Annotated in this window: 27 protein-coding genes and 8 pseudogenes; 21 read left to right on the plus strand and 14 right to left on the minus strand. The window is 41.0% G+C overall.

Annotated elements, in window-relative coordinates; all coding sequences use genetic code 11:
* Positions 1-31: 31 nt before the first annotated feature.
* From KA717_18205 to KA717_18220, 4 genes are all read left to right on the plus strand, one after another.
* A protein-coding gene (locus KA717_18205; GenBank protein UXE64244.1) for an IS630 family transposase occupies positions 32-1,164 on the plus strand; the annotation gives its coding sequence in 2 pieces (ribosomal slippage) (positions 32-452 and positions 452-1,164; 1,134 coding nt in all).
* Between the two features lie 150 nt (positions 1,165-1,314).
* A complete protein-coding gene (locus KA717_18210; GenBank protein UXE64245.1) occupies positions 1,315-1,515 on the plus strand; it encodes a DUF4277 domain-containing protein in 201 nt (66 codons plus the stop codon).
* Positions 1,516-1,633: 118 nt separating this feature from the next.
* Positions 1,634-2,713, plus strand: a complete 1,080-nt coding sequence (locus KA717_18215; protein ID UXE64246.1) for an IS1 family transposase — start codon at positions 1,634-1,636, stop codon at positions 2,711-2,713.
* Between the two features lie 184 nt (positions 2,714-2,897).
* The gene (locus tag KA717_18220) at positions 2,898-3,704 is read left to right on the plus strand and encodes an IS1634 family transposase (protein UXE64247.1); all 807 of its coding nucleotides are present in this window, start codon (positions 2,898-2,900) and stop codon (positions 3,702-3,704) included.
* On the opposite strand, the pseudogene KA717_18225 reads toward KA717_18220, so the two are convergent.
* A pseudogene (locus tag KA717_18225) lies at positions 3,660-4,704 on the minus strand (IS630 family transposase). The gene KA717_18220 and the pseudogene KA717_18225 overlap by 45 nt on opposite strands.
* A 143-nt stretch (positions 4,705-4,847) precedes the next feature.
* On the opposite strand from KA717_18225, the pseudogene KA717_18230 reads away from it, so the two are divergent.
* A pseudogene (locus tag KA717_18230) lies at positions 4,848-5,201 on the plus strand (IS1634 family transposase).
* Positions 5,202-5,249: 48 nt separating this feature from the next.
* On the opposite strand, the gene KA717_18235 reads toward KA717_18230, so the two are convergent.
* The gene (locus tag KA717_18235) at positions 5,250-5,540 is read right to left on the minus strand and encodes an IS1 family transposase (protein ID UXE64248.1); all 291 of its coding nucleotides are present in this window, start codon (positions 5,538-5,540) and stop codon (positions 5,250-5,252) included.
* A 182-nt stretch (positions 5,541-5,722) separates the two neighbouring features.
* Positions 5,723-5,851 (minus strand): IS1-like element transposase, encoded by a 129-nt coding sequence (locus tag KA717_18240; GenBank protein ID UXE64249.1) that lies wholly within the window; start codon positions 5,849-5,851, stop codon positions 5,723-5,725.
* Positions 5,852-5,990: 139 nt separating this feature from the next.
* Here KA717_18240 and KA717_18245 point away from each other — a divergent pair.
* Positions 5,991-7,327 (plus strand): annotated as a pseudogene (locus KA717_18245) (IS5 family transposase).
* A 349-nt stretch (positions 7,328-7,676) separates the two neighbouring features.
* Positions 7,677-8,039: a hypothetical protein gene (locus tag KA717_18250; GenBank protein UXE64250.1), complete on the plus strand. Its 363-nt coding sequence runs from the start codon at positions 7,677-7,679 to the stop codon at positions 8,037-8,039.
* 111 nt (positions 8,040-8,150) lie between these two features.
* On the opposite strand, the gene dnaN is transcribed toward KA717_18250, so the two are convergent.
* Both dnaN and KA717_18260 read right to left on the minus strand, forming a co-directional pair.
* Positions 8,151-9,347 (minus strand): DNA polymerase III subunit beta, encoded by a 1,197-nt coding sequence (dnaN, locus tag KA717_18255; GenBank protein UXE64251.1) that lies wholly within the window; start codon positions 9,345-9,347, stop codon positions 8,151-8,153.
* A 63-nt stretch (positions 9,348-9,410) separates the two neighbouring features.
* Positions 9,411-9,857 (minus strand): VOC family protein, encoded by a 447-nt coding sequence (locus KA717_18260; protein UXE64252.1) that lies wholly within the window; start codon positions 9,855-9,857, stop codon positions 9,411-9,413.
* A 435-nt stretch (positions 9,858-10,292) separates the two neighbouring features.
* On the opposite strand from KA717_18260, the pseudogene KA717_18265 reads away from it, so the two are divergent.
* A pseudogene (locus KA717_18265) lies at positions 10,293-10,463 on the plus strand (Uma2 family endonuclease).
* Positions 10,464-10,503: 40 nt separating this feature from the next.
* Here KA717_18265 and KA717_18270 read toward each other — a convergent pair.
* Positions 10,504-11,646, minus strand: coding sequence for a transposase (locus KA717_18270; GenBank protein UXE64253.1), 1,143 nt, complete (start codon positions 11,644-11,646; stop codon positions 10,504-10,506).
* A gap of 129 nt (positions 11,647-11,775) precedes the next feature.
* On the minus strand, positions 11,776-11,931 hold the full coding sequence (locus KA717_18275; GenBank protein ID UXE64254.1) for a hypothetical protein: 156 nt from the start codon (positions 11,929-11,931) through the stop codon (positions 11,776-11,778).
* A gap of 134 nt (positions 11,932-12,065) precedes the next feature.
* On the opposite strand from KA717_18275, the pseudogene KA717_18280 reads away from it, so the two are divergent.
* The 4 genes and pseudogenes from KA717_18280 (at position 12,066) to KA717_18295 (ending at position 16,073) form a co-directional block, all read left to right on the plus strand.
* Positions 12,066-12,473, plus strand: a pseudogene (locus tag KA717_18280) (Uma2 family endonuclease).
* Positions 12,474-12,770: 297 nt separating this feature from the next.
* The gene (locus KA717_18285) at positions 12,771-13,805 is read left to right on the plus strand and encodes a hypothetical protein (GenBank protein ID UXE64255.1); all 1,035 of its coding nucleotides are present in this window, start codon (positions 12,771-12,773) and stop codon (positions 13,803-13,805) included.
* A 63-nt stretch (positions 13,806-13,868) separates the two neighbouring features.
* Entirely contained in the window at positions 13,869-14,921 is a 1,053-nt protein-coding gene (gene pdxA / locus KA717_18290) for a 4-hydroxythreonine-4-phosphate dehydrogenase PdxA (GenBank protein ID UXE64256.1), read from the plus strand.
* A 24-nt stretch (positions 14,922-14,945) separates the two neighbouring features.
* A complete protein-coding gene (locus tag KA717_18295) occupies positions 14,946-16,073 on the plus strand; it encodes a CIA30 family protein (GenBank protein ID UXE64257.1) in 1,128 nt (375 codons plus the stop codon).
* Between the two features lie 114 nt (positions 16,074-16,187).
* Here the strand turns inward: KA717_18295 and KA717_18300 are convergent.
* Positions 16,188-16,343: pseudogene (locus tag KA717_18300) on the minus strand (IS982 family transposase).
* Between the two features lie 204 nt (positions 16,344-16,547).
* Here KA717_18300 and KA717_18305 point away from each other — a divergent pair.
* The 4 genes and pseudogenes from KA717_18305 (at position 16,548) to KA717_18320 (ending at position 19,737) form a co-directional block, all read left to right on the plus strand.
* Complete coding sequence (locus KA717_18305) at positions 16,548-16,820, plus strand: hypothetical protein (GenBank protein ID UXE64258.1); 273 nt, start codon at positions 16,548-16,550, stop codon at positions 16,818-16,820.
* 81 nt (positions 16,821-16,901) lie between these two features.
* Positions 16,902-17,927 carry an ABC transporter permease gene (locus tag KA717_18310; protein ID UXE64259.1) on the plus strand — a complete coding sequence of 342 codons (1,026 nt, stop codon included), beginning with the start codon at positions 16,902-16,904 and terminating at the stop codon, positions 17,925-17,927.
* Positions 17,928-17,987: 60 nt separating this feature from the next.
* The gene (locus KA717_18315; GenBank protein ID UXE64260.1) at positions 17,988-18,341 is read left to right on the plus strand and encodes a DUF6464 family protein; all 354 of its coding nucleotides are present in this window, start codon (positions 17,988-17,990) and stop codon (positions 18,339-18,341) included.
* A 70-nt stretch (positions 18,342-18,411) separates the two neighbouring features.
* Positions 18,412-19,737: pseudogene (locus tag KA717_18320) on the plus strand (IS4 family transposase).
* Between the two features lie 158 nt (positions 19,738-19,895).
* Here the strand turns inward: KA717_18320 and KA717_18325 are convergent.
* On the minus strand, positions 19,896-20,033 hold the full coding sequence (locus KA717_18325) for a hypothetical protein (protein UXE64261.1): 138 nt from the start codon (positions 20,031-20,033) through the stop codon (positions 19,896-19,898).
* Here KA717_18325 and KA717_18330 point away from each other — a divergent pair.
* The 3 genes from KA717_18330 to KA717_18340 all read left to right on the plus strand — a co-directional run bounded on the left by KA717_18330 (position 20,033) and on the right by KA717_18340 (position 21,603).
* Positions 20,033-20,518: an allophycocyanin gene (locus tag KA717_18330; GenBank protein ID UXE64262.1), complete on the plus strand. Its 486-nt coding sequence runs from the start codon at positions 20,033-20,035 to the stop codon at positions 20,516-20,518. The genes KA717_18325 and KA717_18330 overlap by 1 nt on opposite strands.
* A gap of 196 nt (positions 20,519-20,714) precedes the next feature.
* Positions 20,715-21,200, plus strand: coding sequence for an allophycocyanin subunit beta (gene apcB / locus KA717_18335; GenBank protein ID UXE64706.1), 486 nt, complete (start codon positions 20,715-20,717; stop codon positions 21,198-21,200).
* A 199-nt stretch (positions 21,201-21,399) separates the two neighbouring features.
* The gene (locus KA717_18340; GenBank protein ID UXE64263.1) at positions 21,400-21,603 is read left to right on the plus strand and encodes a phycobilisome linker polypeptide; all 204 of its coding nucleotides are present in this window, start codon (positions 21,400-21,402) and stop codon (positions 21,601-21,603) included.
* 96 nt (positions 21,604-21,699) lie between these two features.
* On the opposite strand, the gene KA717_18345 is transcribed toward KA717_18340, so the two are convergent.
* The 3 genes and pseudogenes from KA717_18345 to KA717_18355 all read right to left on the minus strand — a co-directional run bounded on the left by KA717_18345 (position 21,700) and on the right by KA717_18355 (position 23,837).
* Positions 21,700-22,470 (minus strand): IS4 family transposase, encoded by a 771-nt coding sequence (locus KA717_18345; protein ID UXE64264.1) that lies wholly within the window; start codon positions 22,468-22,470, stop codon positions 21,700-21,702.
* Between the two features lie 232 nt (positions 22,471-22,702).
* Positions 22,703-22,912: pseudogene (locus tag KA717_18350) on the minus strand (transposase).
* Positions 22,913-23,069: 157 nt separating this feature from the next.
* Complete coding sequence (locus KA717_18355; GenBank protein UXE64265.1) at positions 23,070-23,837, minus strand: YdcF family protein; 768 nt, start codon at positions 23,835-23,837, stop codon at positions 23,070-23,072.
* A gap of 96 nt (positions 23,838-23,933) precedes the next feature.
* On the opposite strand from KA717_18355, the gene KA717_18360 reads away from it, so the two are divergent.
* Positions 23,934-25,066, plus strand: a protein-coding gene (locus KA717_18360) for an IS630 family transposase (GenBank protein UXE64266.1) whose coding sequence is annotated in 2 segments (ribosomal slippage) — positions 23,934-24,354 and positions 24,354-25,066 — 1,134 coding nt in all. Because the reading frame shifts where the segments join, the coding sequence is not laid out codon by codon here.
* Here KA717_18360 and KA717_18365 read toward each other — a convergent pair.
* Both KA717_18365 and KA717_18370 read right to left on the minus strand, forming a co-directional pair.
* A complete protein-coding gene (locus tag KA717_18365) occupies positions 25,045-25,626 on the minus strand; it encodes a hypothetical protein (protein ID UXE64267.1) in 582 nt (193 codons plus the stop codon). The two genes, KA717_18360 and KA717_18365, sit on opposite strands and share 22 nt — an antisense overlap.
* Before the next feature lie 336 nt (positions 25,627-25,962).
* Positions 25,963-26,175 (minus strand): hypothetical protein, encoded by a 213-nt coding sequence (locus KA717_18370; protein ID UXE64268.1) that lies wholly within the window; start codon positions 26,173-26,175, stop codon positions 25,963-25,965.
* A gap of 123 nt (positions 26,176-26,298) precedes the next feature.
* Between KA717_18370 and KA717_18375 the strand changes: the two genes are divergently transcribed.
* Positions 26,299-26,715, plus strand: coding sequence for a DUF4164 domain-containing protein (locus KA717_18375; GenBank protein UXE64269.1), 417 nt, complete (start codon positions 26,299-26,301; stop codon positions 26,713-26,715).
* Positions 26,716-26,796 lie beyond the last annotated feature (81 nt).

Here is a 26,796-nt window from a genome sequence, read left to right on the forward strand (position 1 = left end):
TTCAGCTTTTTTCAGCAAGCCCTAAGTAACCATGCTCAAGACCTATATTGTCCGATTAAGTCAAGAAGAACGTCAGACCCTAAAAGATTTGGTATCCATCGGCAAAGGAGCGGCTTACAAAATTAAGCACGCCAATATTCTGTTAAACATTGATGTGAATGGACAAGGATGGACGGATGAGGAAGCTGCCGCCGCCTTTAGTTGTCACCGTAACACAGTCGCCAATCTCAGGGAGCGATTGGTCAATGAAGGTGTGGAGTCAGCATTAAGCCGCAAGCCCCGCAAAACGCCGCCTCGTCAACCGATTATTGATGGAGAGGTAGAAGCAAAACTAATCGCCTTACGTTGTGGAGAACCGCCTGCTGGTCAAGCCCGTTGGACATTGAGGTTACTAGCCGACAAGGCGGTCGAGTTAGAAATTGTGCCAGCAATTAGTCACGAAACCGTGCGTCAAGTGTTAAAAAAAACGAACTAAAACCTCATCTGCGACAGATGTACGTGATTCCACCAGAAAAGAGTGCCGAATTTGTGTCTAACATGGAAGATGTTCTAGAAATTTATCACCGACCCTATGACCCCAATTGTCCAGTGATTTGCATGGATGAGCAACCTATACAATTGGTCAAAGAAACCCGCCTTCCTCTACCAGCCAAACCTGGACAGCCAGAGGCGCATGATTACGAATATGAACGCAATGGAACAGCCAATATCTTTATGTTTACAGAACCCTTGTCTGGGTGGCGAAAGACAGTTGTCAGTGAACGTAGAACATCGGTTGACTGGGCAACAGAAATTAAGAATTTACTCGATAACGACTATGCTGATAACGACAAAGTCATTTTAGTATGTGATCAGCTAAATACTCACAAACTTGCCTCACTATATGAAGCATTTGAGCCTTCCACGGCTCGTCGTCTAGTCGAACGGTTGGAAATTCACCATACCCCAAAACATGGCAGTTGGCTTAATATTGCTGAAAACGAGCTGTCCGCAATGACTCGGCAATGCCTAGCTCGTCGAATTCCAGATCGGGAAACTTTAGAGCAAGAAACAACGGCTTGGTACACTCAGCGCAATCATTCCCAAAAGTCGGTAGATTGGCAATTCACGACGGCTGAGGCTCGTATCCGTCTCAAGCGTCTTTATCCACAAATAGAAAATTGACAGACCACTAGTCTGCTTTTGCCTAAATTCCTTGCCGCTAAACTTGACCCTTTTCCAAGTCCTGATAGACTTACTTTGGCCGCATAGTCATTACCTTCTCTGCCATCCATAAACTTCCCACTGTCCAGTTAGATAGAATCAACAGTAAAAATGAATAACCTAAATATTAAAGACCTCGACCACTTAGGAATCGTAGCGGGAATTATAGATGAAATGGGTTTAGTAGAAATTATCGATGAGGAAGTGGGAACTCATCCTCAAGAAAAGCTCAGTGTAGGTACAATAGTAAAAGCAATGATATTAAACTGCTTAGGATGTATCAAGGTACTGGTATCGTGTGATCAAAGCTAGAAAAAGTTATGGTGTAAGAGTTTGAGAAAATAGAAAATAACTTACGACTGGACATATTCCCGTTTTTGTTATACTATTATTATTGTCATTATATTAAAGAAAGGGAAAACGGAAAGCAATGTCAACATTGAATAAAAGCTCAATTGACCTCCTAAGTGATATTGGCTTACCTCAAGAGAAAGAGGAAGCCTTATTTCAGAAAAACTGCCCTCATTGCTATAGTGAAAAAGTAAAAATACATTCTCATTACCAAACGAAAGGTAACGGGGAACGTAAAATGTTCATCTGTCAAGAATGTGGTTCTTGTTTTGCTGAGACTTATGGTAGCGTAATCGCTGGCTTAGAAACCCCATTAAGTGAAATTGTAAAAGTATTAAAAGCCAGAATGGAAGGAATAGGATTAAATGCAGCAGCCCGAGTATTCGGCTACGCAAAAACAACAATATTGAATTGGGAAAAGAAATTATCAGGATTACAAGAGACATTATTTTTATACGCCTTAGTGAATGAATTTGTTAAATTAGTAATAGAAGGGGATGAACTATACACAAAAGTTGGAAAAAATAAAGAAGCAAGTGCCTCTGAGGGGTGGACAATCGTGCTCATGGACAGGGCTAGCCGCTTTATTTGGCATTTAAAATGTGGTAAAAAAGAGCAGAAATTATTTCTAGAAGCAATGATGACGGTAGCGGAATTATTTGAAAGGAGTGCAGAATCTCTCCAGTTATTTACAGATGGAGAAAAGCGATATAGTCAACTGCTATTTAATATTTGTCACGAAGTATTAAGGACTGGGAAGCGAGGTCGTCCCACCAAAGTATTACCGAAGGGTATGGTGGTAAGATTAAAAAATAAGAGTAGTAAACGTCGAGATTCTGAGGGTAAACTAGAGAAAGTAGAAACTCCGAAAACTGAACATCCTGAGACAACAGAAAAACCAGAAGACAAGGATGTTCATGCCAACCACGTTGAGGCATTTAATAGTTCTCTACGACGCTATTTAGCCGCCTTTCGTCGTCGAACAAATACTTATGCTAAATCTGTTGTGGGATTACAGCGAGTGCTAGATATTTTCTGGATGGTTCATAACTTTGTTCGCAGCCATTTTACGACGAAAAAAGTTCCTGCGGTAGCTCTCGGTATAATTCAAAAAGGGTTAACTTGGGAGGACTTACTCCAAATTCGCCTGATTTGTTGAACCTCTTGTATTGCAACGTTTATAGCTTCTAGCTAGACGATACCAGTGCCTGTATCAATGCTCCGTTATATTTGTTGAGTGAATTTTTTAAAGGAAAAGCATTAGAACACCTATTAGGAGAAGGAATAAAAGCAGAAGATTTAAATGATGACAAGCTAGGAGGTCATTGGATAAGGTATTTGGAGTGGGGGTAAAAAACCGGTTCACGAAAATAGTCCTAAAAGCGGCAGCAATCTTTGGAATAGAACAAAAGTCAAAGCATTTAGACTCAACCTCAATGTCTGTACAAGGGAAGTATAAGGAAAGGATAGAAGATGAGGAAGACGAGCAGACAAAAGCCATAAAAATAAAATTTGGTTATTCCAGAGATAAACGACCAGACCTAAAACAGTTTATGTTAAATATGATATGTAGTGGAGATGGTGGTGTCCCTCTCTTTATGCAATTAGGAGATGGCAATGAATCGGATAAAAAGGTGTTTCCCCAGATAATCAAAGACTGTCAAGAAAGGTTGAATATGGAAGGTTTATCGGTGATGGATGGAGCTTTTTATACGGCGGAAAATGTGGGCATGGCGAGGTCAATTCAATGGTTAAGTCGTGTCCCTCTGAAAGAAGCCACTGAGACTTTGGCAAATATATCAGAAGACCAATGGCAGCAGGGTGAACAGGACGGTTATCGTTGGCAAGTGAGGGCTTCGGAATATGGGGGTGAACAGCAACGATGGCTTGTGGTCGAAAGTGCTCAACGTCTCCAGTCCGATAATAAAGCTATAAGTCAAAAAATTGAGAAAGCCGATAAAGTTGTCAAAAAAGAATGGCAGAAACTTTGTGGACAGAATTTTGCTTGTGAGGCCGATGCTCTTACTGAGGCTCAACTCTGGCCAAAAACCTTGACTTATCATCAACTCAGTCAAGTTGAGGTTCAGACTATTCCTTACTATACTTCAAACGTTCATAATCTGAGATTTATCAAAGCGTTGAAATCGTAAGGTGAGCAAAGAATCAAGCTCCTCCTTATATTTTACGTTAGCATCTTCAAGACATCCTGAAATTGCTGCAGAAAACTGCGTAAAATCTTCATAATATTTTGCGTATAAACACTTCTTCTTCACAAACTTCCACAGTCTTTCAATTAAATTCAAGTTAGGAGAATAAGGAGGTAAGTACAGTAACTCTATTCCTAATGATTCTGCCAACTCCTGCACAATTCGGCATTTTTGATAACGAGCATTGTCTAATACCAACGTAATCGGTATTAATAGTCCTAATTCTGCTATCTTTTCTAGGAGTTCACAAACCTGAGTTCCCGTAATATAAGAACTGTTCGTTACCATAATTACTTCATGGGTAATTGCATTTAATGCTCCTAACACATTAAAACGTTTTCTCCCTGATGGTGACTTAATAAAAATCCTCTTGAAGCACCATATAAAATTTACAAATGCTCCCATTACAAAATGAGAGGCAATCTACAAAGAAAACTGCCCTTTTTCCTGCTTTTGCCTCTTCTAGCCTTGGTTCTAGCTCTTTTTTCCTATAGCTATCCTGAGCTTCTACATCTGCTTTTGATGGAATTGTTCCCACCTTTAGACACCTCATTCCTATTGACTTTAAAAATTTTCTGACTTGCGTTGGACTTCTTTTTATTCCCGTTAATTCTTCTATTCTTTTTACTGCTTCATTTATTGTTGCTGGTGGATTTGACTCAAAATATGCCTCAATTGTCCCTTGATGCTCTGTTAACTCGCTTTTCGGGCGATTAAATTTTATTTCTTTTAGTTTTTCTATCCCGCTCTCTTGATAATCACGGATATAGCTTGTCACCGTATTTACTGAAACTCCTGCGAATTGAGCAATTTTTTGATGAGATAATCCCTGACTTTTTAACCATAAAACTTCCATCTTTAGCTGTACTCTAGGATGCGGGTGATTAAACCGACCGTAAGACAACAGTCTTTTGTCTTCTTCCGTAAATTCTAACTTAATCATTTCTCAGCCTCTTGACTACTTTTTCTATTTTTACTATATTATCTCTTATTTTTAAAATTCGCAACTTGTGACCGTGTTCAGTATATGCCAAGGGAGGAAGACCGAAACAAGGGGCTACCCCTCTCGGTTTTCATTACCGCTTAACTGGGCAATTAAGCCTTGATTCCTCTTGCTTGGAAGCCGCATCTAAACGGGCTGGACGTTTTATTTTAGCTACTAATGTTCTTGATTCTCAGGTTTTGAGTCCCGACCAGATGTTGGCTGAATATAAGGCTCAACAAAACACCGAGCGCGGCTTTCGCTTTCTCAAAGACCCTTTCTTTTTTGCCTCTGCTCTTTTTCTCAAGAATCCTCAACGCATTATGGCTTTGATGATGATTATGGTTGTCTCTTTATTGGTTTATACTTTGGCACAACGTCGCCTACGACAGGCTTTGGCTCTTGCCCATCAGACTATTCCTAATCAAAAGGGTAAACCGACCGCCATTCCCAGGTAGTGTTCTGAATCTGTGGAAGCACATCTATCTGAATCTGTGGAAGCACATCTAAATAAGACATCCAAATTCAAAGCGATTGATAAATAATCCAAGGACAATATCGTGCATCACAATAGATTTGGAGAAACAAATCGTTTTTCTCGCTAATCTCTTTATTCGAGTTCTCAATGTCAAGTGCTTTCGTTCGATTTTTTGAGTATTATACTTACCCACCTCATGCAATGCTGGCTCAATATGTCGTTCGTAAGCCCCCCATCCATCTGTATAATATTGAGTAATACCAAAAGGTTCTAACAACTCTTTTAGCCTTAGAAATGCTTCGTCTTTGTGACCAGACAAAACATAAGCTAATATCTCACCTGTCTTATGATCAATAGCGTGCCATAACCATCTTTACTCTTTTTTGCTCTTCACAAAACCCCACATTTCGTCGAGTTCTGCTTCCACGTCATTCCATTGGCAGAGCGTTACAATACTCTGACTGGGTTCCAGTTCTGCTAGTTTTTTTTCGTTGACGAATACTAAACTAGACTCTTTTTTTTTAGTTCACTAATCACTGTTGATGGACTAATCCTCAGCACACGGGCTGTATCCCTTATGCCACTACCATTCATTGCCATTTCGGCAATCTTTTCCTTTACTTCTGGCAAATAACCTTTATAAGTAGGGCTTGCTGAAAAAAGCTGAAACCTTTACGGAGAAAAATAGTAGGCGAATTAAGAACCGCTAGAATGCACGAAAATAGGGTAGAATGCCTCAAAACCATTGCATTAAGAAGAGAGAAAGCAGATGTACCGAAAGCAACAGTACTCAATTGAAACACCAGAAAACTTGAAAAATCTGTTCGGCGGGCAGTTAGACGAAGAAAATCGTTGGATAGAAATGTCAAAAATGATTCCCTGGGAAGAATATGAGGAAGAATATGCAAAAAACTTCACAGAAAAAAAAGGAGCCCCAGCCAAATCATTTAGAATGGCATTAGGAGCATTAATTATCAAAGAAATTTCAGGAAAAAGTGACAGAGAAACAGTAGAACAAATAAAAGAGAACCCTTATTTACAGTACTTTATAGGAATGGAAAGCTATAGTAGCAAAGAAGCATTTAATGCGTCAATGATGGTTCATTTTCGTAAAAAAATAGGAATGGAATTAATAAATAAAATTAATAAAGAAATAGAAAAAAAGCGACGGGTGTAGCGTCAGAAAAAAAAGAAAATGAAGGAAAGTTATTGTTAGATGCGACTTGTACACCAGCAGATATAAAATATCCAACGGATATAGGAATATTGAATGATGCCAGAGAAAAAACAGAAAAAATAATAGATAAGCTGTATGAAGAAATAAAAGAGAAAAGGAAAGAAAAGCCGAGGACTTATAGGGAAGTGGCAAGAAAAGAGTACTTAGCCATAGCAAAAAAACGTCGTGTGTCAAAAAAAGAAAGAAGAAAAGGAACAAAAAAACAACTAGGATATATAAAAAGAAACTTGTCTGATATAGAAAAAATGATAGAAGAGGGAGCAAAGTTAGAAAAACTAACGAAAAAAGAGCAAGAAGAGCTTGTAACGATAGGAAAAGTGTATGAGCAACAGTTAGAAATGTATGAAAAAAAGACAAATAAAGTAGAAAACAGAATTGTGAGTGTAAGCCAACCTCACGTGCGTCCAATAGTGCGTGGAAAAGCGGGAAAAGCAGTAGAGTTTGGAGCTAAAATATCGGCAAGTAATGTGAATGGCTTTGTCTTCTTAGACAAATTAAGTTGGGATAATTACAACGAATCGGGAGATTTACAAGCGCGAATAGAAGAATATAAAAGGGAAACAGGATGTTATCCGGAATCGGTTCATGTGGATAAAATCTATCGAACAAAAGCGAATCGAGCTTATTGTAAAGAAAGGGATATAAGAATGAGTGGTCCCCGATTGGGAAGACCGCCGAAAGAGGTGAGCAAAGAAAAAAAGAAAGAGGCACGCTCAGATGAAAGAGTGCGTAATGCCATTGAGGGTAAATTCGGACAGGGAAAGAGGAAATTTAGTCTTGGTCGAGTGATGGCCAAACTACCTGAGACCTCGGAAACGGTAATTGCGATGAACTTTTTGGTAATGAATCTTTCTACTCTACTTCAGAAGACAAAAAAGAAAACAAAAAGTAAAAAGTTGTAGAGTCGTTTTTCTTGTGAAAAATGGTGTTAATTTTCCTCTCTTTTGTGAGGAGTGATTTGTGTTGACCTTTTTAGACAGAAAGGAACAATAGATTAAACAAAATCTGTATTTTGATTTGTTTCCATAAGGATAAGTTATCTATGCTTTTTCAGTCCATACTTCCCTAACCCACATTTCTTTCGTTTTTTGACTTTTTCAGCAAGCCCTATTTACAGATGGAGAAAAGCGATATAGTCAACTGCTATTTAATATTTGTCACGAAGTATTAAGGACTGGAAAGCGAGGTCGTCCCACCAAAGTATTACCGAAGGGTCTTGTGGTAAGACTAAAAAATAAGAGTAGTAAACGTCGAGATTCTGAGGGTAAACTAAAGAAAGTAGAAACTCCGAAACCAGAACATCCAGAGACAACAGAAAAACCAGAAGAAAAGGACGTCCATGCCAACCACGTTGAGGCATTTAATAGTGCTATCCGACGCTATTTAGCCGCCTTTCGTCGTCGTACAAATACTTATGCTAAATCTGTTGTGGGATTACAGCGAGTCCTAGATATTTTCTGGATGGTTCATAACTTTGTTCGCAGCCATTTTACGACGAAAAAAGTTCCTGCTGTAGCTCTCGGTATAATTGAAAAAGGGTTAACTTGGGAGGACTTACTCCAAATTCGCCTGATTTCTTGAACCTCTCGTATTGCAACGTTTGTAGCTTCTAGCTAGACGATACCAGTGCCGCCGTCTAACATCGGTATTTTCCAACAATGTTGACGATTCCCCCTCTGTTTTGCCCCTCTTTTAGCGGACAATTTGAACCGGCATGACTAAATAGGTCATTTTGGCTCCACCTAGAGGGGTAAAGATCACCGGTTGATTACCCTCATTGAGTTGCATCTGAATATCGCCACCAGGTAACGCTTTTAAACCATCCATCAGATACTTAACGTTAAAGGCAATATCTCCACTCGCCCCTGTAATTTCGGCAGGTAAGGATTCCCTGGCATTTCCTAAATCTTGTGCTTCCACCGAAAGCAAAATCTGGCTATCTTCTGTATTGAGAGAAAACTTGACCAGATTATTTTTTTGATCCGATAAGACGGAAACCCGTTCCAAGCCACTCAGTAAACGTTTTCTTTCCATGCTCACAGTTCGACTGAATTGACGCGGAATCAATTGTTGATAGGCGGGATAGGCCCCTTCCAATTTACGGCTGGTTAGACGCTGATCGCCAAATTCAAAAATAGCTTGAGTATCATCGACAAATAAAGAGACCAGATCACTATCTTGACGAGTGGCTAACATTCTTTCCAGTTCCCGTAAGGCCTTTGCCGGAATTGTGACCGAAAAATTCTCTAAGTTACTACCCTGAATCGCTTCTTCTCCTTCCTCGGCTTCTACCTGGGTGGGGGTTTCCACTAGGGCTAAACGGTGGCCATCGGTGGCCGCAAACTCTAGGGTGTCAGCCGTTCCTTTAAAATGAACTCCGGTCAAAACCTGTTTAGTTTCGTCTGTACTGGCTGCAAATAAGGCTCCCCGCAACCCCTCATTTAGAGCCGCAACGGGTAACATCAAGGGCACACTATCGGCAACGGTCGGCAAGGAAGGAAATTCTTCGGCACTCAGCCCCCGAATCTGGAAACGCCCTGATTGAGAGGTTAGGGTGGCAATGAAACTTTCTGAGTCTGAGGACTCTTCATCGCCTTCGGGAGCAACATCGGTAACACTCAAGGTTAAATTGCCGTCAGGTAAACGGCTGACAATATCTCCAAATAGTTTGGCCGGTAGGGTAATGCTGCCCCCTTCTTGTACATCGGCAGGAAAACTGGTTTGAATCCCTAGACTCAAATCAAAGGCCGTTAAGCGTAATCGTCCTAGTTTTTCATCGGCGACCAACAGCACATTCCCTAAAATAGGATGGGTCGGACGGGAAGAGACGGCTCTACTAACAAAGGATAAATTGCTATTGAGATCACTTTGGTTGCAAATAAGTTTCATGGATTAGTTTAGGGCTGAGTCGTTAGGAGTTAAGAATAGAGACAAAAAAATATTTAATGACCATTAGGGGTCACAACGGATTTCTAGCATAAAGCCATCGGGGTCATAAAAGTAAATACCTTGCCCAGTGGGACGGGTAACGGGGCCATGATCAATAACCACTTGATGGTGCTTTAAAACGGCGATCGCCGTGGGAAATTGGTCAGGGGCAATATCAAAGGCTAAATGATGAGCACGGGTAAAGGGTTGACTGGGATCAGGATGAGGCGGAACTAGGTCAGGCTCCCAAAAAAGGTCAAGAATAGTGCCATCGGGGGTCATAAAATTAGCCACTTTTCCCTGGGCTACCAAGTCCCTAAGCGTACTAGGAATAGCATCGCCCGTAAGTTCGATTAATCCCAAAATATGACCATAGAAGTGACGAGAGGCGGCCATATCTTTAACATTGAGGGCAATGTGGTGAATTTTGCGGAGACTCCCTAAACTTAGTCCAGCAGTCGAGATGGTCATCAAGCTTGCCACTCCTCAATTCAATTTGCAATGCAGGCTAGAATAACACAAACCTTCTTAACTCAGCCTTGGTTGCTCAGGAGGCTGCTACCATGACCTAGGATTCAGGGTGGTTTTGTGGCGGCTAGGAACCTAGAATTTAAGACGATCAAGTTAACTATTTTTGTCTGCAATTCGTCAAAACCTAATTCCTCTCATTAAACAATTTGGGTGACTACATTTCGGGACTTAAATATCAAGTCTTTAAAATTTGGCTTAAAAATAGTAATATTCAAAAAGAAAAAGCACAGGTTATCAAGTTATCTACTACTTAAAAACCAACACTAAAATTATTTTTATTAACATTTACTCTAAATCTAATCAGTCAGTTATAAACAACAAAGTAATTGAAGAAATTATCCAACAACTTTAATCAGAAAATCGAGCAACTTAACTATGATAGCAAATCCCAACAACTTTCCCCAACTTTCCCCCACAGAATATTTTGCATGGGAAGAACAACAACTCGAAAAATATGAATATATTAACGGTGAAGTTTATGCGATGAGTGGTGGTAGCAAAAACCATAGCTTAATCTCCGTGAGATTTATCACTTTATTTTCTAACTGGACAGTGGGAAGTTTATGGATGCCAGATAAGGTAATGACTATGCGACGAAAGTAAGCATATCAGGGCTTGGGGAAGAGGCAAGTTTAGCGGTAAGGAATTTAGGCAAAAGCAGACTGGGTGGACTTTGAGGAAAAATCATTTGGGCTTGATGTTGAAGGGCTAGTTGAGCAATCCGTTCACTAGGGTAGCCATGGGATGGTAATGTCCGAAACCATCGAGGAAAATTAGCCCAAATCCCCTGGGGTAACTCTAAGGCGAGAATTTGAAGTAGCCCTAAAGCAATGGCATTAAGGTTAACAAAACGCTCAAAGGCTTCTACCTTGTTTAAAATCTGAGTCTGAACAGCTTGTGGATAGTCACTGAGGATAAGATTGCTGGGCCAGGTAGGTAAAGTAGGAAGACTCTTAAGCCAAAAACGATAGGCAAAGCTGCCCAAAAGATGGACTAATTGACGAAAAGTGACTTCAATCTTAAATCGGAGACCGTAAGCGGCAATAATCTCAGGTCCAGTCAAACAGAGATCAGTAGAAAGCAGAATCAGTCGTCGTCCGTTAGGCAATTGGGTCAGAACAAACTTGACGAGCTGATGGGGACTATCCCAGTGGAACTCAAAGCACTGATAAGAAACCGTGACTTGTTGACCATAGAGCCAGACTTTAGCTGTCGGAAAGTCCGCCGCCAGAGCGAACAGCTTTTCTAGTTTTATCGAACTCCCCCAAATCCGTGGTCGTCCTCTCCCCGTCAGCGTCGGCACGGAACAAAAGGGGGCATAGGCGACGGTGGAGCAACGCACTCTTGTGATTAGATGCAAGGCGTTCTGGCGAAAACTTTTGAGCACTGGTTCGCAAGCAAAATAAGCATCCAAAATTACATAACTCCCTGCCTCTGCGTAAGTAACACAAAGGTCAGCCATTTTTGTCACCAGGCTCGTCTTCACCTTTTTTTTGCCTTTTCCCTCCCCCTTCTCGGTTGCTTTGGACTTGATGCCATCGTCTAGCCGCAACACTAAGGGCAAGGCAAAGCAGGCTTTCCCTACTCCCACCAAAATACTCAAGGCATTGAAGTAATGACCCCTTATCCACTCTGGCTTGGACACATCTTCCGATTCTTGGTGTAGTCGTTTTACACCTGGCATCTTGCGTCCTTCTTTCCCCACTTTGATGCCATCACCCACATACACCCGTTTCCCTTTAATTCTGTATAGACTTTCATGCTGACTTAGCCACTTTGACCATTGTAAAGTTAGTCCTTCGACGCTAAACGCCTTGGAATCAAACCAATGTAGAGCCTGATTGTAGTAGCTCTCTGTTCAGCCAATGGCATTGACATAGCTAGTTATTGCGCTGGGTTGGCTGTTGAGCACTACTCCCCAGACTAACAGGATAAACCATTGGAACGTTGCTTCTCGGCTAAAGGCTGGACGGAGATTATTGAGGATTTGCTCTAGTCGCTGACATAGTTGCATAATTGATAGATAGCACTGGCTATCGATTTTCTTATATCAGCCAGTTTCGGACATAACGGCACTCTTTTGTATCGGATGTCCGATTTTCTTTTCTCCACTTACACGCCTCGAGAACTTCCCACTGTCCAGTTTCTAATCATCTAGAAACAAGTAACTGCGAAATAGGTAACTCAGACCTAAGAGTTAATATCACTGGAACCAATAACTATACCTATCCAGATGTTAGTGTAACCTGTGATAATCGCGATAAAACCACAACCCAATATGTTACCTATCCCTGTCTAATTGTCGAAGTTCTATCTGCCGGCACTGAAGCCTACGATCGCGGTGGCAAATTTAGAATGTATCGCAATAACCCTATCTTACAAGATTATTTATTAGTTAGTTCAACTAGCATCGAAATAGACCTATATCATCATAAAGAGAACGGTGAATGGATTATCATTAACTACAAAGAAGGAGATACCATCGAACTCAAAAGCATTAATCTTAGCTTTGCGATTGAACAAGTCTATCGTGGTCTTGTACTTAAATTAGAATAATTTGGCTTAAAAATCCTATTAACTTAAACCATGATACTTTTACTATCTTAATGAAGGGAAAACGCAAATAAGTTTATGTAATTTTTTCTACTTTAATGGTAATGTACCTGCCAGTTCCAATCGATTCTATAAATATTGATCAATTTTAGATATAATGCCCTATGAAAGAGCCGAGATACCCAAATAACGAGAATGCGATCGCTACTAACTCACCCCCCATTTCCATAGAACGCAGTTACTATTGCTCTTAAAAATCAAAGAAAAACTGTATAATTTAAAAAAAAGTAAAATTCAGCAATGCCCTTAGAAATCCGTGCCATAAAACGTAAATCGGCTCCAGAGGAGACTCCTGAGCAAAACAAGGAAACTGATATCTCCCAAGAGACTTCTTCGACCAATAAAGATAATCCTCCCAGTAAAAAGAAGAAAAAAACGAATAAAACTGTAGTATCAGAAGCTAAGGTAGAAACTCAGCCTGATCAGGTGCTTGCTCCTGAAAATACTGTTGAAAAACAAGAATCCTCTCCAAAATCAGAGACTAATTCAAGTAAACAGAGTGCTAAGTCTAAGAAATCGGCTAAAAAAACTAAGATTGAAGCTGTCGCTAATTCTGAAATTACGGAAGTTGAGCAAACGCCCCTTAACTCTTCAGACTCCTTACCCTTGGAGCCGTCACCCTCTAAAGCCCAAAAAACTTCACCCCCTCCAGCAACCTTTTTTCAGGCGATCGGCTTCATTCAAGGCGTAATCGTTCTAGGAGAAGATGGACGGATAGCCATTCAGATTGGCTCAGATCTTTATAAACTCTACGCTAAGTCAAAACTTTTCAAAAAACTAGAGATTGGCGAAGAGTATTTATTGAGAGTCTATCCTACTATTGCTAATCAAAAACAAGTCTTTGGATTTAACGCCCTTTCTTGTTATACTGGCGGCCCAGAACAGAAAATTAAACCCGAAGATGCCATTCCAGAGGTATTTACCCTCAGAGGAATTTGGCAGTTTTTCGGTCAATCTCAATACACTACTATTTCTATCTTTCGTAATGAGAAACGGTATCCCCAAGATCGCTGCAAGCCGACTCATCTTCCTGTGTCCTGGCAAAATTCTCCAGTCCCCCCTTTCCGTTTTATTCCAAACCTAACGAAAGAAGATAAAAAGCCAGAACGCTACTTCGTACAGATACAGGCAAAATTTCTGCCAGAGGAAGGATTCTTTGTTTTTGATTCTCTACTGGCCGAGCCTACCCAAAAAATACCCAAATATATAAAAGAAATAAAACCAGACGAAAAAAACAAGATGGAGCAACTAATTCAAGATGGAGCAACTAATTGAACCCCTAGATTCGGCTGGCAATGCAGGCTAGAATAAAACTAACTTTCTTATCCTAATTTTTGGATGTTGTTGATGATAGCCCTCGCCGTAACAATGGGTGATCCCGCCGGAATTGGCCCTGAAGTGGTTTTAAAAGCGTTGGCCGATCGCCCCCTTCAAGAAACTGCTGCCATTACCCTGGTCGGAACGCGATCGCTGTGGCAGCAAACCTATGAACAGTTAAAAGAATTAGGAAAAACCGTTGCCAATCCCGACCATTTTCCCCAACTAGAAGTTGACCTTGATGCGTCTCAGATCGCTCAAATTAAATTAGGCACGGGAAATGCCGCCAGTGGAGCAGCTAGTTTTGCCTATTTAGAAACGGCGATCGCGGCCACCTTGGCTGGAAACTTTCAGGGCATTGTTACTGCTCCTATTGCTAAAGCCGCTTGGAAATTAGCCGGTCATCATTTTCCAGGTCAAACGGAGGTATTAGCGCAACGGGCCAAGATCGATCAATTTGGGATGTTATTTGTAGCGCGATCGCCCCATAGTCAATGGACATTACGCACCTTACTGGCCACCACCCATATCCCCCTGCGCCAAGTCGCGATCGCTCTTACCCCTGAATTAATGAGTCTGAAGCTGGCTTTATTTGTAGAAACGCTGCAACAAGATTTTGGTATTAAATATCCCACCATTGCGATCGCTGGTTTAAATCCCCACAGTGGTGAACAGGGTCAACTGGGGCGAGAAGAACAGGATTGGTTAATTCTTTGGCTCCTCCAAGCTCAACAAGACTATCCTCAAGCTAAACTGATCGGCCCTGTCCCGCCAGATACCCTCTGGGTTAGTCCGGGTCAAGCCTGGTTTAATCAGCAAACAACCTCTGTAGCGGATGGTTATTTGGCTTTGTACCACGATCAGGGCTTGATTCCGGTAAAATTATTGGCCTTTGATCAGGCGATTAATACGACCATTGGACTGCCTTTTATTCGGACTTCCCCCGATCACGGTACGGCCTTTGATATTGCCGGTCAGGGAATAGCCCGATCAGAAAGTTTTCGGGCAGCAATCCAATTGGCCGCCGAGTTAGGTCAACAGCGATTAGTTGACGACTGTACAATGAAAAGGTGAATTTTTAAGGACAGGATTGACTCCATGACGCGATCGCCCCGACAAGCCTGGGATATTAAACGATTTTGGCAAACCCTAACCTATTTTGAGGCCGTTCCCTTCCTCAATTGTTTGCAGCGATTATTTTTTGGGCAATCTAATGTTCCAGTCCAGCCGCCTCTGAAGGAAAATAAAATGATGACAACCGTTTTGGTGATGAATGCCAATAGTTCTGTCGGCGAAAAGGTTATTACTCATTTGCTCAATCGGCAATTTAAAGTTCGAGTTTTAGGAAAAAAACTAGGAGTAGCCCCTAACAACTTTGCCGATCCTGTTGAGGTTTTGACTGTTGAAAATATCACTCCTGCTATCTTTGACTCTGTTTCAATGGTGATTAATTGTAGTCCTCTCTCCAATGAATGGGAATATCAAGAATTATTTAATTTAGCCCAGCAATATTTACTCTCTCCTGATCCAACAATTTTTGATTTTACCCAACCCACGGATGATTTAAAAACTACCTGGGGAGCCGTCGATGATGTGGTGATGGGAGGAGTCAGCAGTAGTCAAATTCAATTGAGCCGCGATTGCGCCATTTTTTCCGGTCAAGTATCCACTGCCAATAATGGTGGTTTTGCTTCCGTCCGCACTCGCAATTTTTCCCCGCCGTTAAATTTAGCACATTATGAGGGCATTGAAATTAGGATTAAAGGCGATGGTAAACGCTATAAATTAATTACCCGTTGTGAAGGCAAATGGGATGGACTGAGTTATTGCTATTCTTTTGATACCTTGAATAATACTCTCCAAACTCTACGTATTCCCTTCCAGCAATGCATTCCCGTTTTTCGTGCTAAAACCGTGCCAGAGGTGGGCAAATTTGATCCCACATCGGTTTATTCCCTACAATTAATGCACAGTAAATTTGAATATGATGGCGGCTTAAATTCAACTTTTTCTCCAGGATTCTTTTGTCTAGAAATTGAAACCATCAAAGCCTACACTTCTAAGGTTAGACCTCAATGGATAGAGATCCAGCCTGTTCTAAACTCTGCTTTCTGCAATGCTGTAGAATCTCTTCTCCACCAAAGTGGTTTGAACTACCGTCTTATTTCTTGTTCAGAAATTGATTCAGATATTGAGTCAACCCTTCAGTCAATAATTGATAGTTAATAATGAATAGTTGATAGTTGACATTGAAAACGCGATCGCCCAATATATTGATAGTGTGATCGCCTTAAGTCCTATCATTTACTGTCGTCTTTCATTAGGTAACGTCAGTTCTGGTTAAGCAGCAGGGGGTAAAGCCCGTTCAAGAGAAAGTCCTGGTTTTTTAGGTTGATGACAGTAGGAAATCAAGCCACAGAGAAGGTTAACCCCAAAATTAACGGGACTGCGTTGACGAGAATGTTCAATCTGAATATTTTTGAGCTGGTCAATAATGGGCAATGGTTCAGTCTGATTATTGGAATTGCATCAAACCCCTGTGCAGCAAGGGATACAACGATTTTTGCCCTGAATCACTAAAATCCTTACAGGGCAAGACTTTCAGGCTATTTAACAACTAGGCTGAACCAGTGCCTGTTTTCCTCAGTTGGTGACTTATTCTAGAATAAAAGCGTCAATCTTTAAAATTGAGGGAATGCTATGACTTCTGATCGGGAAAAAGAAGAATTTCTCTATCCTCGTAGTAAATATTATGGGAACTTTACGCCTCAATCCCTCGTTTTCAATGCCAACTTACAAGAATTTGCCCAGAAAGTAAGCTTGCTCTGCAACTTAGAAACGGGGGGGAAAATTGATCAAGACGCTGCCTATAAACAGATCAAGGCTCTGTGGAAACAGCTTAAGGCCAGTAGAAAACAGTTAGGAATTGAGGTAGAGCCGCCGGAGGTGGAAGACTCTCCTGACCTGGAATAGGGGCAAAATGTCAGGAATGGGTTAATTAGCCGTTAAAATTCGATACAATTCTGGGGATATTATCCCTTTTCTGTCCTGCCTATGTCTCGCGCCAAAGCTCTGCAATACTACATCTCCGCTAGGTTATTGCTCGCGCCTCTGATGATCTGGACGATTGTCACCCTAGTGTTTTTGCTATTGAGGGCCACCCCTGGCGATCCCGTAGATGCCATTTTGGGAAATCGTGCCCCAGAAGCTGCTAAGACAGCGATGCGAGAACAGTTGGGACTGAATAAGTCACTGATTTTGCAATATTTTGACTATCTAGGTCGGTTACTTCATCTGGATCTCGGCAATTCCATTACCAGTAAGGGCACATCGGTTTGGGAAATTATTCAACGGCATTTTCCGGCGACGGTAGAACTGGCCTTTTACAGTATGTTAGTTGCGGTGGGAGTAGGTGTTGGTTTAGGGATGTGGGCTGCTTCTCGGCCAGGAACGGCGATCGATGTAGGGGGAAGGTTGTTTGGGATTATTACCTACTCTTTACCCATTTTTTGGGTGGGGATGTTATTACAGCTAATTTTCTCGGTCAATTTGCACATTTTTCCCCTAGGAACTCGTTTTCCCCTCAATGAATCACCTCCTAATACCATTACTGGTCTTTACACCCTCGATAGTTTGCTCAGTGGCAATGGGCAGCAATTTTTCATGGCTCTTTACTATTTGATTTTGCCGAGTGTCACCCTGGGCGTTTTACTGAGTGGTATTTTTGAGCGTATGGTACGTGTCAACTTACAACAAACCTTAAAAGCAGATTATGTGGAAGCAGCCAGGGCGAGGGGGGTCACTGAAAACCGAATTCTCTTTGCCCATGCCTTGAAAAACGCGCTTATTCCCGTCATTACGGTTTTAGGCTTAACCTTTGCGTCGTTGCTGGGAGGGGCCGTTTTAACGGAAGTTACTTTTTCTTGGCCAGGCTTGGGCAATCGTCTCTATGAAGCTATTTCCGTGCGGGATTATCCGACTGTCCAAGGATTAATGATTTTCTTTGGGGTTATTGTGGTCATTGCCAGTATGCTCATTGATGTGATCAATGCCTATATTGATCCTCGTATTCGCTATTAAATTAAGTCTTATAAGTCTTACCCAAATTTGCGATCGCTTAAATTCTCTTAATTTCACCGCATGGCAGCAGAATTGTTACCGACTGAGATCATTGTGGCCCATCCTCGTCAGTCCTTGGGGAAGGTGTATCTCGATTGGATGCCGCAACCGGGTAATTATCTAGAATTTGCAGGACAGGTTTATGCGGTTTTAGAGCGTCATCACCATTACCAATATAAAATTGGGGGCTATTGCCTCACCAAGATTTCTCTACAGGTCTGTCCAGCCAATGCCTCAGTGGAAAGCGGTGAAACCAGTGAGTTAAATAGAGAGGGGCCCATAGGGGATGTTACCTGTCGCTTTAATGCCCGTTCGGAACTGATCCGCTGTCATTGGTGTCAACTTAAGCCAAAATGCCTACTCACAAAAGATTAGCCTAAAAGCAGGCGGAAGTAAGAGTAGGCTGAAAAAAAGGTTAGTATATAAAAAAGTGAGCAAAAAACAAATGGCAAGACAACATCCTCGGAGAAAAGGAAACCCAGACTTACGTCGTAAGACAAATCAGCCAGGGGTAGAAATCCCTGAAATAACAAAAGAGTTGTTTGAATTACTAGAACCCACAATGTTTACACCATTAAAATATTTACAGGGAACTCATGAGAAAATGATGAGAGATAGGGTGCTAAATTTACCAGTAATGGTGGCATTAGTGTTAAGTATAGTGTATCGTCAAATAGCGGGTATAAGTGAAGCGGTAAGACTGTTAGAGGAAGAGGGATTGCTATGGGTAGCATCATTAAAAGTAAGCAAACAGGCAGTATCAAAAAGAATGATGAATGTGCCAGCCGAAATATTTGCAATATTACTAAAAGGAGTGTTAGAAAAAGCAGCCGAAAAAGGGAAGAAGCTCCAAGTAGGAGAAAAATGGGAAAAAATAAGAGAAAAGTTTAGTGCAGTGTGGATAGCAGATGGCTAAACGCTAGAGCAGATAAGGAAAAATATGAAAATAAGTAAAGAAGAAAAGAGTAAATTGGGGGGTAAAATAATGATGGTAGTGGAAGCCTTTACCCAAAGACCCGTTACTTTATGGTACACAGAAAATGATAAATCAAATGATAAAATATGGTGTGAAGAATTGGCAGCTAAATTACCAGAAAATGGTTTAATTCTCGTAGATATGGGATTTTTTAGCTTTGTGTGGTTTGATTTGTTAACAGAAGCTAAAAAGTTTTTTCTAACCAGATTTAGAGCGGGTACATCTTACAAAACCAAACAAGTATTGTCTCAAGGTAGTCATTACAGAGATGAGATTATCATTATGGGAAATTACCGTTCTAATCCTTGCAAGCATCCGGTGAGATTAGTCTCAGTATTATGGGGAACAATCTGGTATCAGTATTTAACAAATGTGTTGTCTCCCGAACAACTGTCCGCCGAAGAGGTCTGTGATTTATATCGAAGACGATGGACAATCGAAGAAGCCTTTTTATTAACGAAAAGACTTTTAGGACTAGCCTATTTATGGGTAGGGAATAAGAATGGTGTCCAAATCCAGATTATTTGCACTTTGATTTTCTATACGGTCTTAAATCAATTGGTAGGGGAAGTGGCGATTGCTCTAAATCAACCGAAAGAAAAAATCTCAGTAGAGATGGTGTTTCGGAGTCTATACTATGTAGCGAAGGCTATTGCTAGAGGAGAAAAGCCTGATACAGTAACCTATCTGGCTGAACGTGCTAAGTTATTTGGTTTGGTCAAAGCTGAGAGAAAGCGACATCGAGAAAAGGCCGCTCTCAATCAACAAATTTGGGAACCCATTCCTTTAAGTTGACACGGATGATCCGCTGTGCGGTAAATCCGTCTGGCCCCTGTCAAAATTGCCATTTTTTTGAAGCAATTACCCCCTAATCCTCTAAACTAGAAACCAAATCCTAGTCGGTCTTCCTGAGCAGAATGTTACAAACTGTTAAGGAATGATTACGAAGGGGATCACAATGCCTGAGAATAATTGGGACAGGTTGCTGGACGATTGAGTGTCTGCTCAATTGCTCCTATGTAATCCGTCTTGGTTAAAAAGGTCAGCTTAACACCATTCTTAACTTTTATTTTTCGGGAGGAATCCATCAATGAGTATCGTCACGAAGTCAATCGTGAATGCTGATGCAGAAGCTCGCTACCTCAGCCCTGGTGAATTAGATAGAATCAAAGCTTTCGTAACTGGCGGTGCTGCTCGTTTACGTATCGCTGAAACCCTCACTGGTGCTCGCGAAACTATCGTCAAACAAGCTGGCGATCGCTTATTCCAAAAACGTCCTGACATCGTTTCCCCTGGTGGAAATGCTTACGGCGAAGAGATGGCTGCTACCTGCCTGCGTGACTTGGATTACTATCTTCGTCTGATCTCCTATGGTGTTGTAGCTGGTGATGTTACCCCCATTGAAGAAATCGGCTTAGTCGGTGTTCGTGAAATGTACAAATCCTTAGGAACTGACGTTGGTGCAGTGGCTCAAGGTGTCCGCGAACTCAAAGATGTCTCCTTAGGCTTAATCTCTGCCGGCGATGCTTCTGAAGCTGCTGCTTACTTTGATTATGTTGTTGGTGCGTTGAGCTAGTGGTCTGTCAAGCTTGAAATGAGGGGCTACAAGAACCCGTAAGTCTATTTTGGCAAGGCTTTGAGAATCTAGCAACCCATCAAAATAAAGTTGACGTGCCACTAGTCCCTTTTTGGACTTAAACGTAATCAACGAAAAGATTTTCTTTTGTTTGAGCCATTTTTACACTAAGCAAGATTCAAGGAACAAAAAAACTATGCAAGACGCAATTACGGCTGTAATCAACTCTGCTGACGTTCAAGGCAAATACCTTGATAGTAGTGCGATCGAAAAACTAACCAAATACTTCGCTTCGGGTGAACTGCGTGTTCGTGCAGCAAGTGTTGTTAGTGCTAACGCAGCTACCATCGTCAAAGAAGCAGTTGCTAAATCCTTACTGTACTCTGATGTTACCCGTCCCGGTGGCAATATGTACACCACTCGTCGTTATGCGGCTTGTATTCGGGATTTGGACTACTATCTCCGTTACGCTACCTACGGAATGTTAGCAGGCGATCCTTCCATTTTGGATGAGCGCGTTCTCAATGGTTTAAAAGAAACCTATAACTCTTTAGGTGTTCCTATTTCTTCTACCATTCAAGCGATTCAAGCGATCAAAGAAGTTACTGCTAGCTTAGTAGGTGCTGATGCTGGTAAAGAAATGGGTGTTTACCTCGACTACATTAGCTCTGGCTTAAGCTAGATTAATGAGACCTAATAACCAAGTCTGGTTTTAGGATTTTAGGTTCGGGAAGTCTAGAGTGAGTGCTAGAGGGTTTGAAGCTTATCTCTTGTGATTAACAGAATGAGTTTTAACGGTCTAGTATTGACTTCTGACTCCCGATCCTTGCTGTATATAGCCTCATCTTTTTTGATTGAAAGTTTTCAGGAGAAGCTCCCCCATGCGGTTCTTTAAAATTACGGCTTGTGTTCCTAGCCAAACTCGCATTCGGACACAGCGTGAATTACAAAATACCTATTTCACCAAATTAGTTCCCTTTGATAATTGGTTTAGCGAACAGCAACGGATTATGAAAATGGGTGGCAAAATTGTTAAGGTACAATTGGCTACGGGCAAACCTGGAACAAATGCAGGTCTGCTGTAAATACCATTTTTTGAATATACAAGGAGAGGTCTTTTGATGGCCTCTTTTTGTCTTTTGAGGGAAAATTCTGGGTGGTTTATGGTTTTTGTCGGAATTTCAAAGCAACTTAAATTTGTTAGTGTCTTTATTTGTCAAGATAAACCAAGGCTCTTTTGTCTTAAATCCGCCGTAGGTCTTTTTCCATTTACAGGCTAAATTAAATCCTCCAAATCCTTTCATTTTGGTAACGTTTATTTCATTCAAAAATAGACTTGTTCCCAGGGATAATCCCAACGCTCTCATTTCTTGGTAAAGCTGCTCATCTTCCGACACATTTGTCGTCTTTTTCTGTCTCAAACAAAAGTATAGACCCTTCTTTCCTAGCCACTTTCCCAGTGTGACTGAACAGAATTCTCTGTCCCCTAATATCACTATTTTGTATTCTGAGAATAGGCTTATTGCCTTCTCTAATACCCTTTTTTGAGCCGTTAAATTACGATTTCCTTTTTTGTCTAAAAATTCCCAATATACTAACACCGCTCTTTTCTCATAAATTAAGCTTACTGTCAGGATGTTTATTACACCCCAATTTGTTCTATCTATTGCTAGATATACACAACCATTTTTAACACATTTTTCTGGCTTCTTTATTAACTCTTTTACACAGGGAAACCAGATTTTCTCTATACTTAGTTTTTCCAGATTTAAAAATCTCTGTATTTTTCTCCTTCTACTTTCCATTAAGATGGGAATTGGTAGAGCTTCCGCTATTCTTTCTAACCTCATATCTTGTAATATTTGCAAGCATCCTACTACTACAAATAGGAATAAGTATTCGGCTCGACTTAGATTCTCTTGTAGAGTGGCTTCATATTCTTTTGCTATCATGTTTTCCTTTTGGGGTTATTGTACTCTTTTATAGAGTATCTTGTCTTGTTTCTTTCTACTGTAATCCGGCGTTGCTGACTTGAGGTATGAATCTCTAAAGATGCAATTTTTAAAACATTGACTCACACTGGTTTCTAGATGTATGCAAAATTCTATTTCATACCCTGATTAAGCAACGCCCTACTGTAATCCTTGCTACACAGGACTTTTACCTACTCTTGTCGCCCCACCAGAGTAATCGGTTAAGCATTTCTTCTAGTTCTTCTATTGATTTAAATAGGCGATTGGCAATAAACTCTTTTGCTGAATGCCATACTAACTCTATTAAGTTATAGTCTGGACTATACTCTGGTAAAAACTCTATTATTAAATTTGGCATTTTCTCTTTTATTTTCTCTAGAAACTCTTTCTTTTTATGAATACTTGCATTGTCTAATAGAATTTATTTTAATGTCACAGCATTTCTGTTCTTGCTTGCTTCAAGAATGTTCAAGATTAGTCACGAGCAATTTTATCGTTACTATCATCTTAATTTCAGAAAAAGATAGATATTTTGTCAACAGAGGGCAATCATTGAGCAAGACCTTGAGGAATAGAGCTTAAATTGCATAAAGAAAAATCCCTAAATACTCTTTGAGCACTAGAGTCGTTTGGGCTAGGGAATCGACATTGGGAATCAGATTAATTAAGATGGTGCCGAGGGTGAACTGTTCTGTTTGGCCGACCTCAATCCGAAAATCTGTGGGTGCAGCAATAACATCTATTCCTAGTTTTTGAAAAATAAGTTTACTTCTGGGCATATGAAAGGCCGATGTTACCAATAGCACTTGCTTAATTCCCCGTGCTTCTAGGATTTTTTTGACATTGACTCCATTTTCGTAGGTATTGAGGGATAGAGGCTCTTCAACGATCGCCCTAGGGGGGACTCCAAAAAATTCCAACAAACTAGCCATATCTTTGGCTTCGGGTTGGCCTTGACTTAACCAAGTGATTCTTCCCCCGGTAACGATTAATAAAGGAGCTTTTCCTTCACGGTATAACTTGGCTCCATATAAAACGCGATCGCCGGCTTCAGACACTTCAATCATGGGTCGGGGCGGAATGGCGGAATAGATCCCTCCACCTAAGATGACAATGGCTTCGGCAGACGGTAAATGTTGCGGTAAATTTTGGTGTTCAAGGGACGCTAACAGGGCATCACTCACCCAACGATTACCAGTTAAGAGAAGTAATAACAGGGCTAATATTAGGGGAAACTGCAGCCATGATCGCTTTTTCCAGGCGAGATAACTACTGAATGCTATCAGTAAGGTAATCAATCCGAGGGGATAGATGAAAAGAGGCAGTAATTTCGATAAAAATAACAACCTTGGCTCCTAGTGGTCTGTCAAGCTAAAGATTGTGAATTTGAGGGAAAATGGAGAGGCTATTCATTACCTCAACAGATATCGTAATAAGTAACCATGCTCAAGACCTATATTGTCCGATTAAGTCAAGAAGAACGTCAGACCCTAAAAGATTTGGTATCCATCGGCAAAGGAGCGGCTTACAAAATTAAGCACGCCAATATTCTGTTAAACATTGATGTGAATGGACAAGGATGGACGGATGAGGAAGCTGCCGCCGCCTTTAGTTGTCACCGCAACACAGTCGCCAATCTCAGGGAGCGATTGGTCAATGAAGGTGTGGAGTCAGCATTAAGCCGCAAGCCCCGCAAAACGCCGCCTCGTCAACCGATTATTGATGGAGAGGTAGAAGCAAAACTAATCGCCTTACGTTGTGGAGAACCGCCTGCTGGTCAAGCCCGTTGGACATTGAGGTTACTAGCCGACAAGGCGGTCGAGTTAGAAATTGTGCCAGCAATTAGTCACGAAACCGTGCGTCAAGTGTTAAAAAAAACGAACTAAAACCTCATCTGCGACAGATGTACGTGATTCCACCAGAAAAGAGTGCCGAATTTGTGTCTAACATGGAAGATGTTCTAGAAATTTATCACCGACCCTATGACCCCAATTGTCCAGTGATTTGCATGGATGAGCAACCTATACAATTGGTCAAAGAAACCCGCCTTCCTCTACCAGCCAAACCTGGACAGCCAGAGGCGCATGATTACGAATATGAACGCAATGGAACAGCCAATATCTTTATGTTTACAGAACCCTTGTCTGGGTGGCGAAAGACAGTTGTCAGTGAACGTAGAACATCGGTTGACTGGGCAACAGAAATTAAGAATTTACTCGATAACGACTATGCTGATAACGACAAAGTCATTTTAGTATGTGATCAGCTAAATACTCACAAACTTGCCTCACTATATGAAGCATTTGAGCCTTCCACGGCTCGTCGTCTAGTCGAACGGTTGGAAATTCACCATACCCCAAAACATGGCAGTTGGCTTAATATTGCTGAAAACGAGCTGTCCGCAATGACTCGGCAATGCCTAGCTCGTCGAATTCCAGATCGGGAAACTTTAGAGCAAGAAACAACGGCTTGGTACACTCAGCGCAATCATTCCCAAAAGTCGGTAGATTGGCAATTCACGACGGCTGAGGCTCGTATCCGTCTCAAGCGTCTTTATCCACAAATAGAAAATTGACAGACCACTAGAAATAATTTCTGCTCTTTTCGACCACATTTTAAATGCCAAATAAAGCGGCTTGCCCTGTCCATGAGAACGATTGTCCACCCCTCAGAGGCACTTGCTTCTTTATTTTTTCCAACTTTTGTGTATAGTTCATCCCCTTCTATTACTAATTTAACAAATTCATTCACTAAGGCGTATAAAAATAATGTCTCTTGTAATCCTGATAATTTCTTTTCCCAATTCAATATTGTTGTTTTCGCGTAGCCGAATACTCGGGCTGCTGCATTTAATCCTATTCCTTCCATTCTGGCTTTTAATACTTTTACAATTTCACTTAATGGGGTTTCTAAGCCAGCGATTACGCTACCATAAGTCTCAGCAAAACAAGAACTACATTCTTGACAAATGAACATTTTACGTTCCCCGTTACCTTTCGTTTGATAATGAGAATGTATTTTTATTTTTTCACTATAGCAATGAGGACAGTTTTTCTTGAATAAGGCATCCTCTTTCTCTTGGCACAAGCCAACATCATTCAGAATTTCCATAGAGCTTTTCTTTAATATTGACATTGTTTTCTGTTTCCTTCTTCTTTGATATAATGACAATAATAATAGTATAATAAAAACGGGCCGATGTCTAGTCTTAAAATATTTTTCTATTTTCTCAAAGCCTTACACCATAACTTTTTCCAACTTTGATCAGACGATACCAGTTCCCAAGCTTATGGATTTGTTAACTTTGATAATATGCGAAGTCGCTTTTTAGCTTGCTTTTCGTGATAAGTTTTGATTATAACTCTTTATTCAGGAGAGCCAGAATTTTAGATAAATTAACGGCGATCGCGTGTAGATCGTCTTGGGGATTAAGGAGTGCGACCCAATAACCTGTATCTGCAAAAACGGTTCTCACGAATTATCCTGTTGTTGATAATGATCAAAGTTGCGGGCTAAATCGGTAGGAAGTTTGGCCCATTCTTCTTGGGGAACTTGAGCAGAAAGGCGGGCGGCTAATTCCCAAATTGGTTCAGCATTATAGTCAAATTGAATATCACTAGTTTTTTGCTCTGGGTTAGGTAAATTGTTAAGGGGTTTTGATTGGGGATGAATGGGAGTTTTCATAGTTCAGGTTTCACTTCGTATTGATATTTTGATTATACACAGGGTTTAACTGTGCGATCGCGGTTTCTTTTTACGAACAGGGGCGATCGTCTATAATCAAAGTTATTGTGCTGTTAATCCGCGATGACTACCACTCCTAAAACCACCGTCACCTATAGCCTCGAAGACATCCTCGAACGTATTGAGGATAAAATAGATGCGCGTTTCGAGAAGATGGATGCACGTTTCGAGAAGTTGGATGCGCGTTTCGAGAAAATTGATCGGCAGTTTGAACGTCTTGAAAACAAGATGGATAGTCAGTTTGCAGAAGTTAATCAACGTTTAACTAAGTTAGAGGTAGGGCAAGCTGAACTTTCGGGAGATATTAAGGCTCTTGATGAAAGGTTATCGGGAGAAATTAAAACCTTAGACGGGAAAGTGGATGGGCTTGGTAAGCGTTTGGATAATCAAGAGTTTTTGAATCGTGGGGTTGTGGTGGCAGTTTTAGCTGCGTTAATTGCAGGAGGGGCTAAGTTATTTGGATTTTTACCCAAGAGTTGATTTTTGAAGTTAGGGGTGATCGCGGAATAGTTAATAATTGATAGTGAATAGTTAACAGATTTTATGTTGATCAAAGTATTC

Origin of the sequence: Woronichinia naegeliana WA131 (assembly GCA_025370055.1) — a bacterium.
Classification (GTDB): Bacteria; Cyanobacteriota; Cyanobacteriia; order Cyanobacteriales; family Microcystaceae; genus Woronichinia; species Woronichinia naegeliana.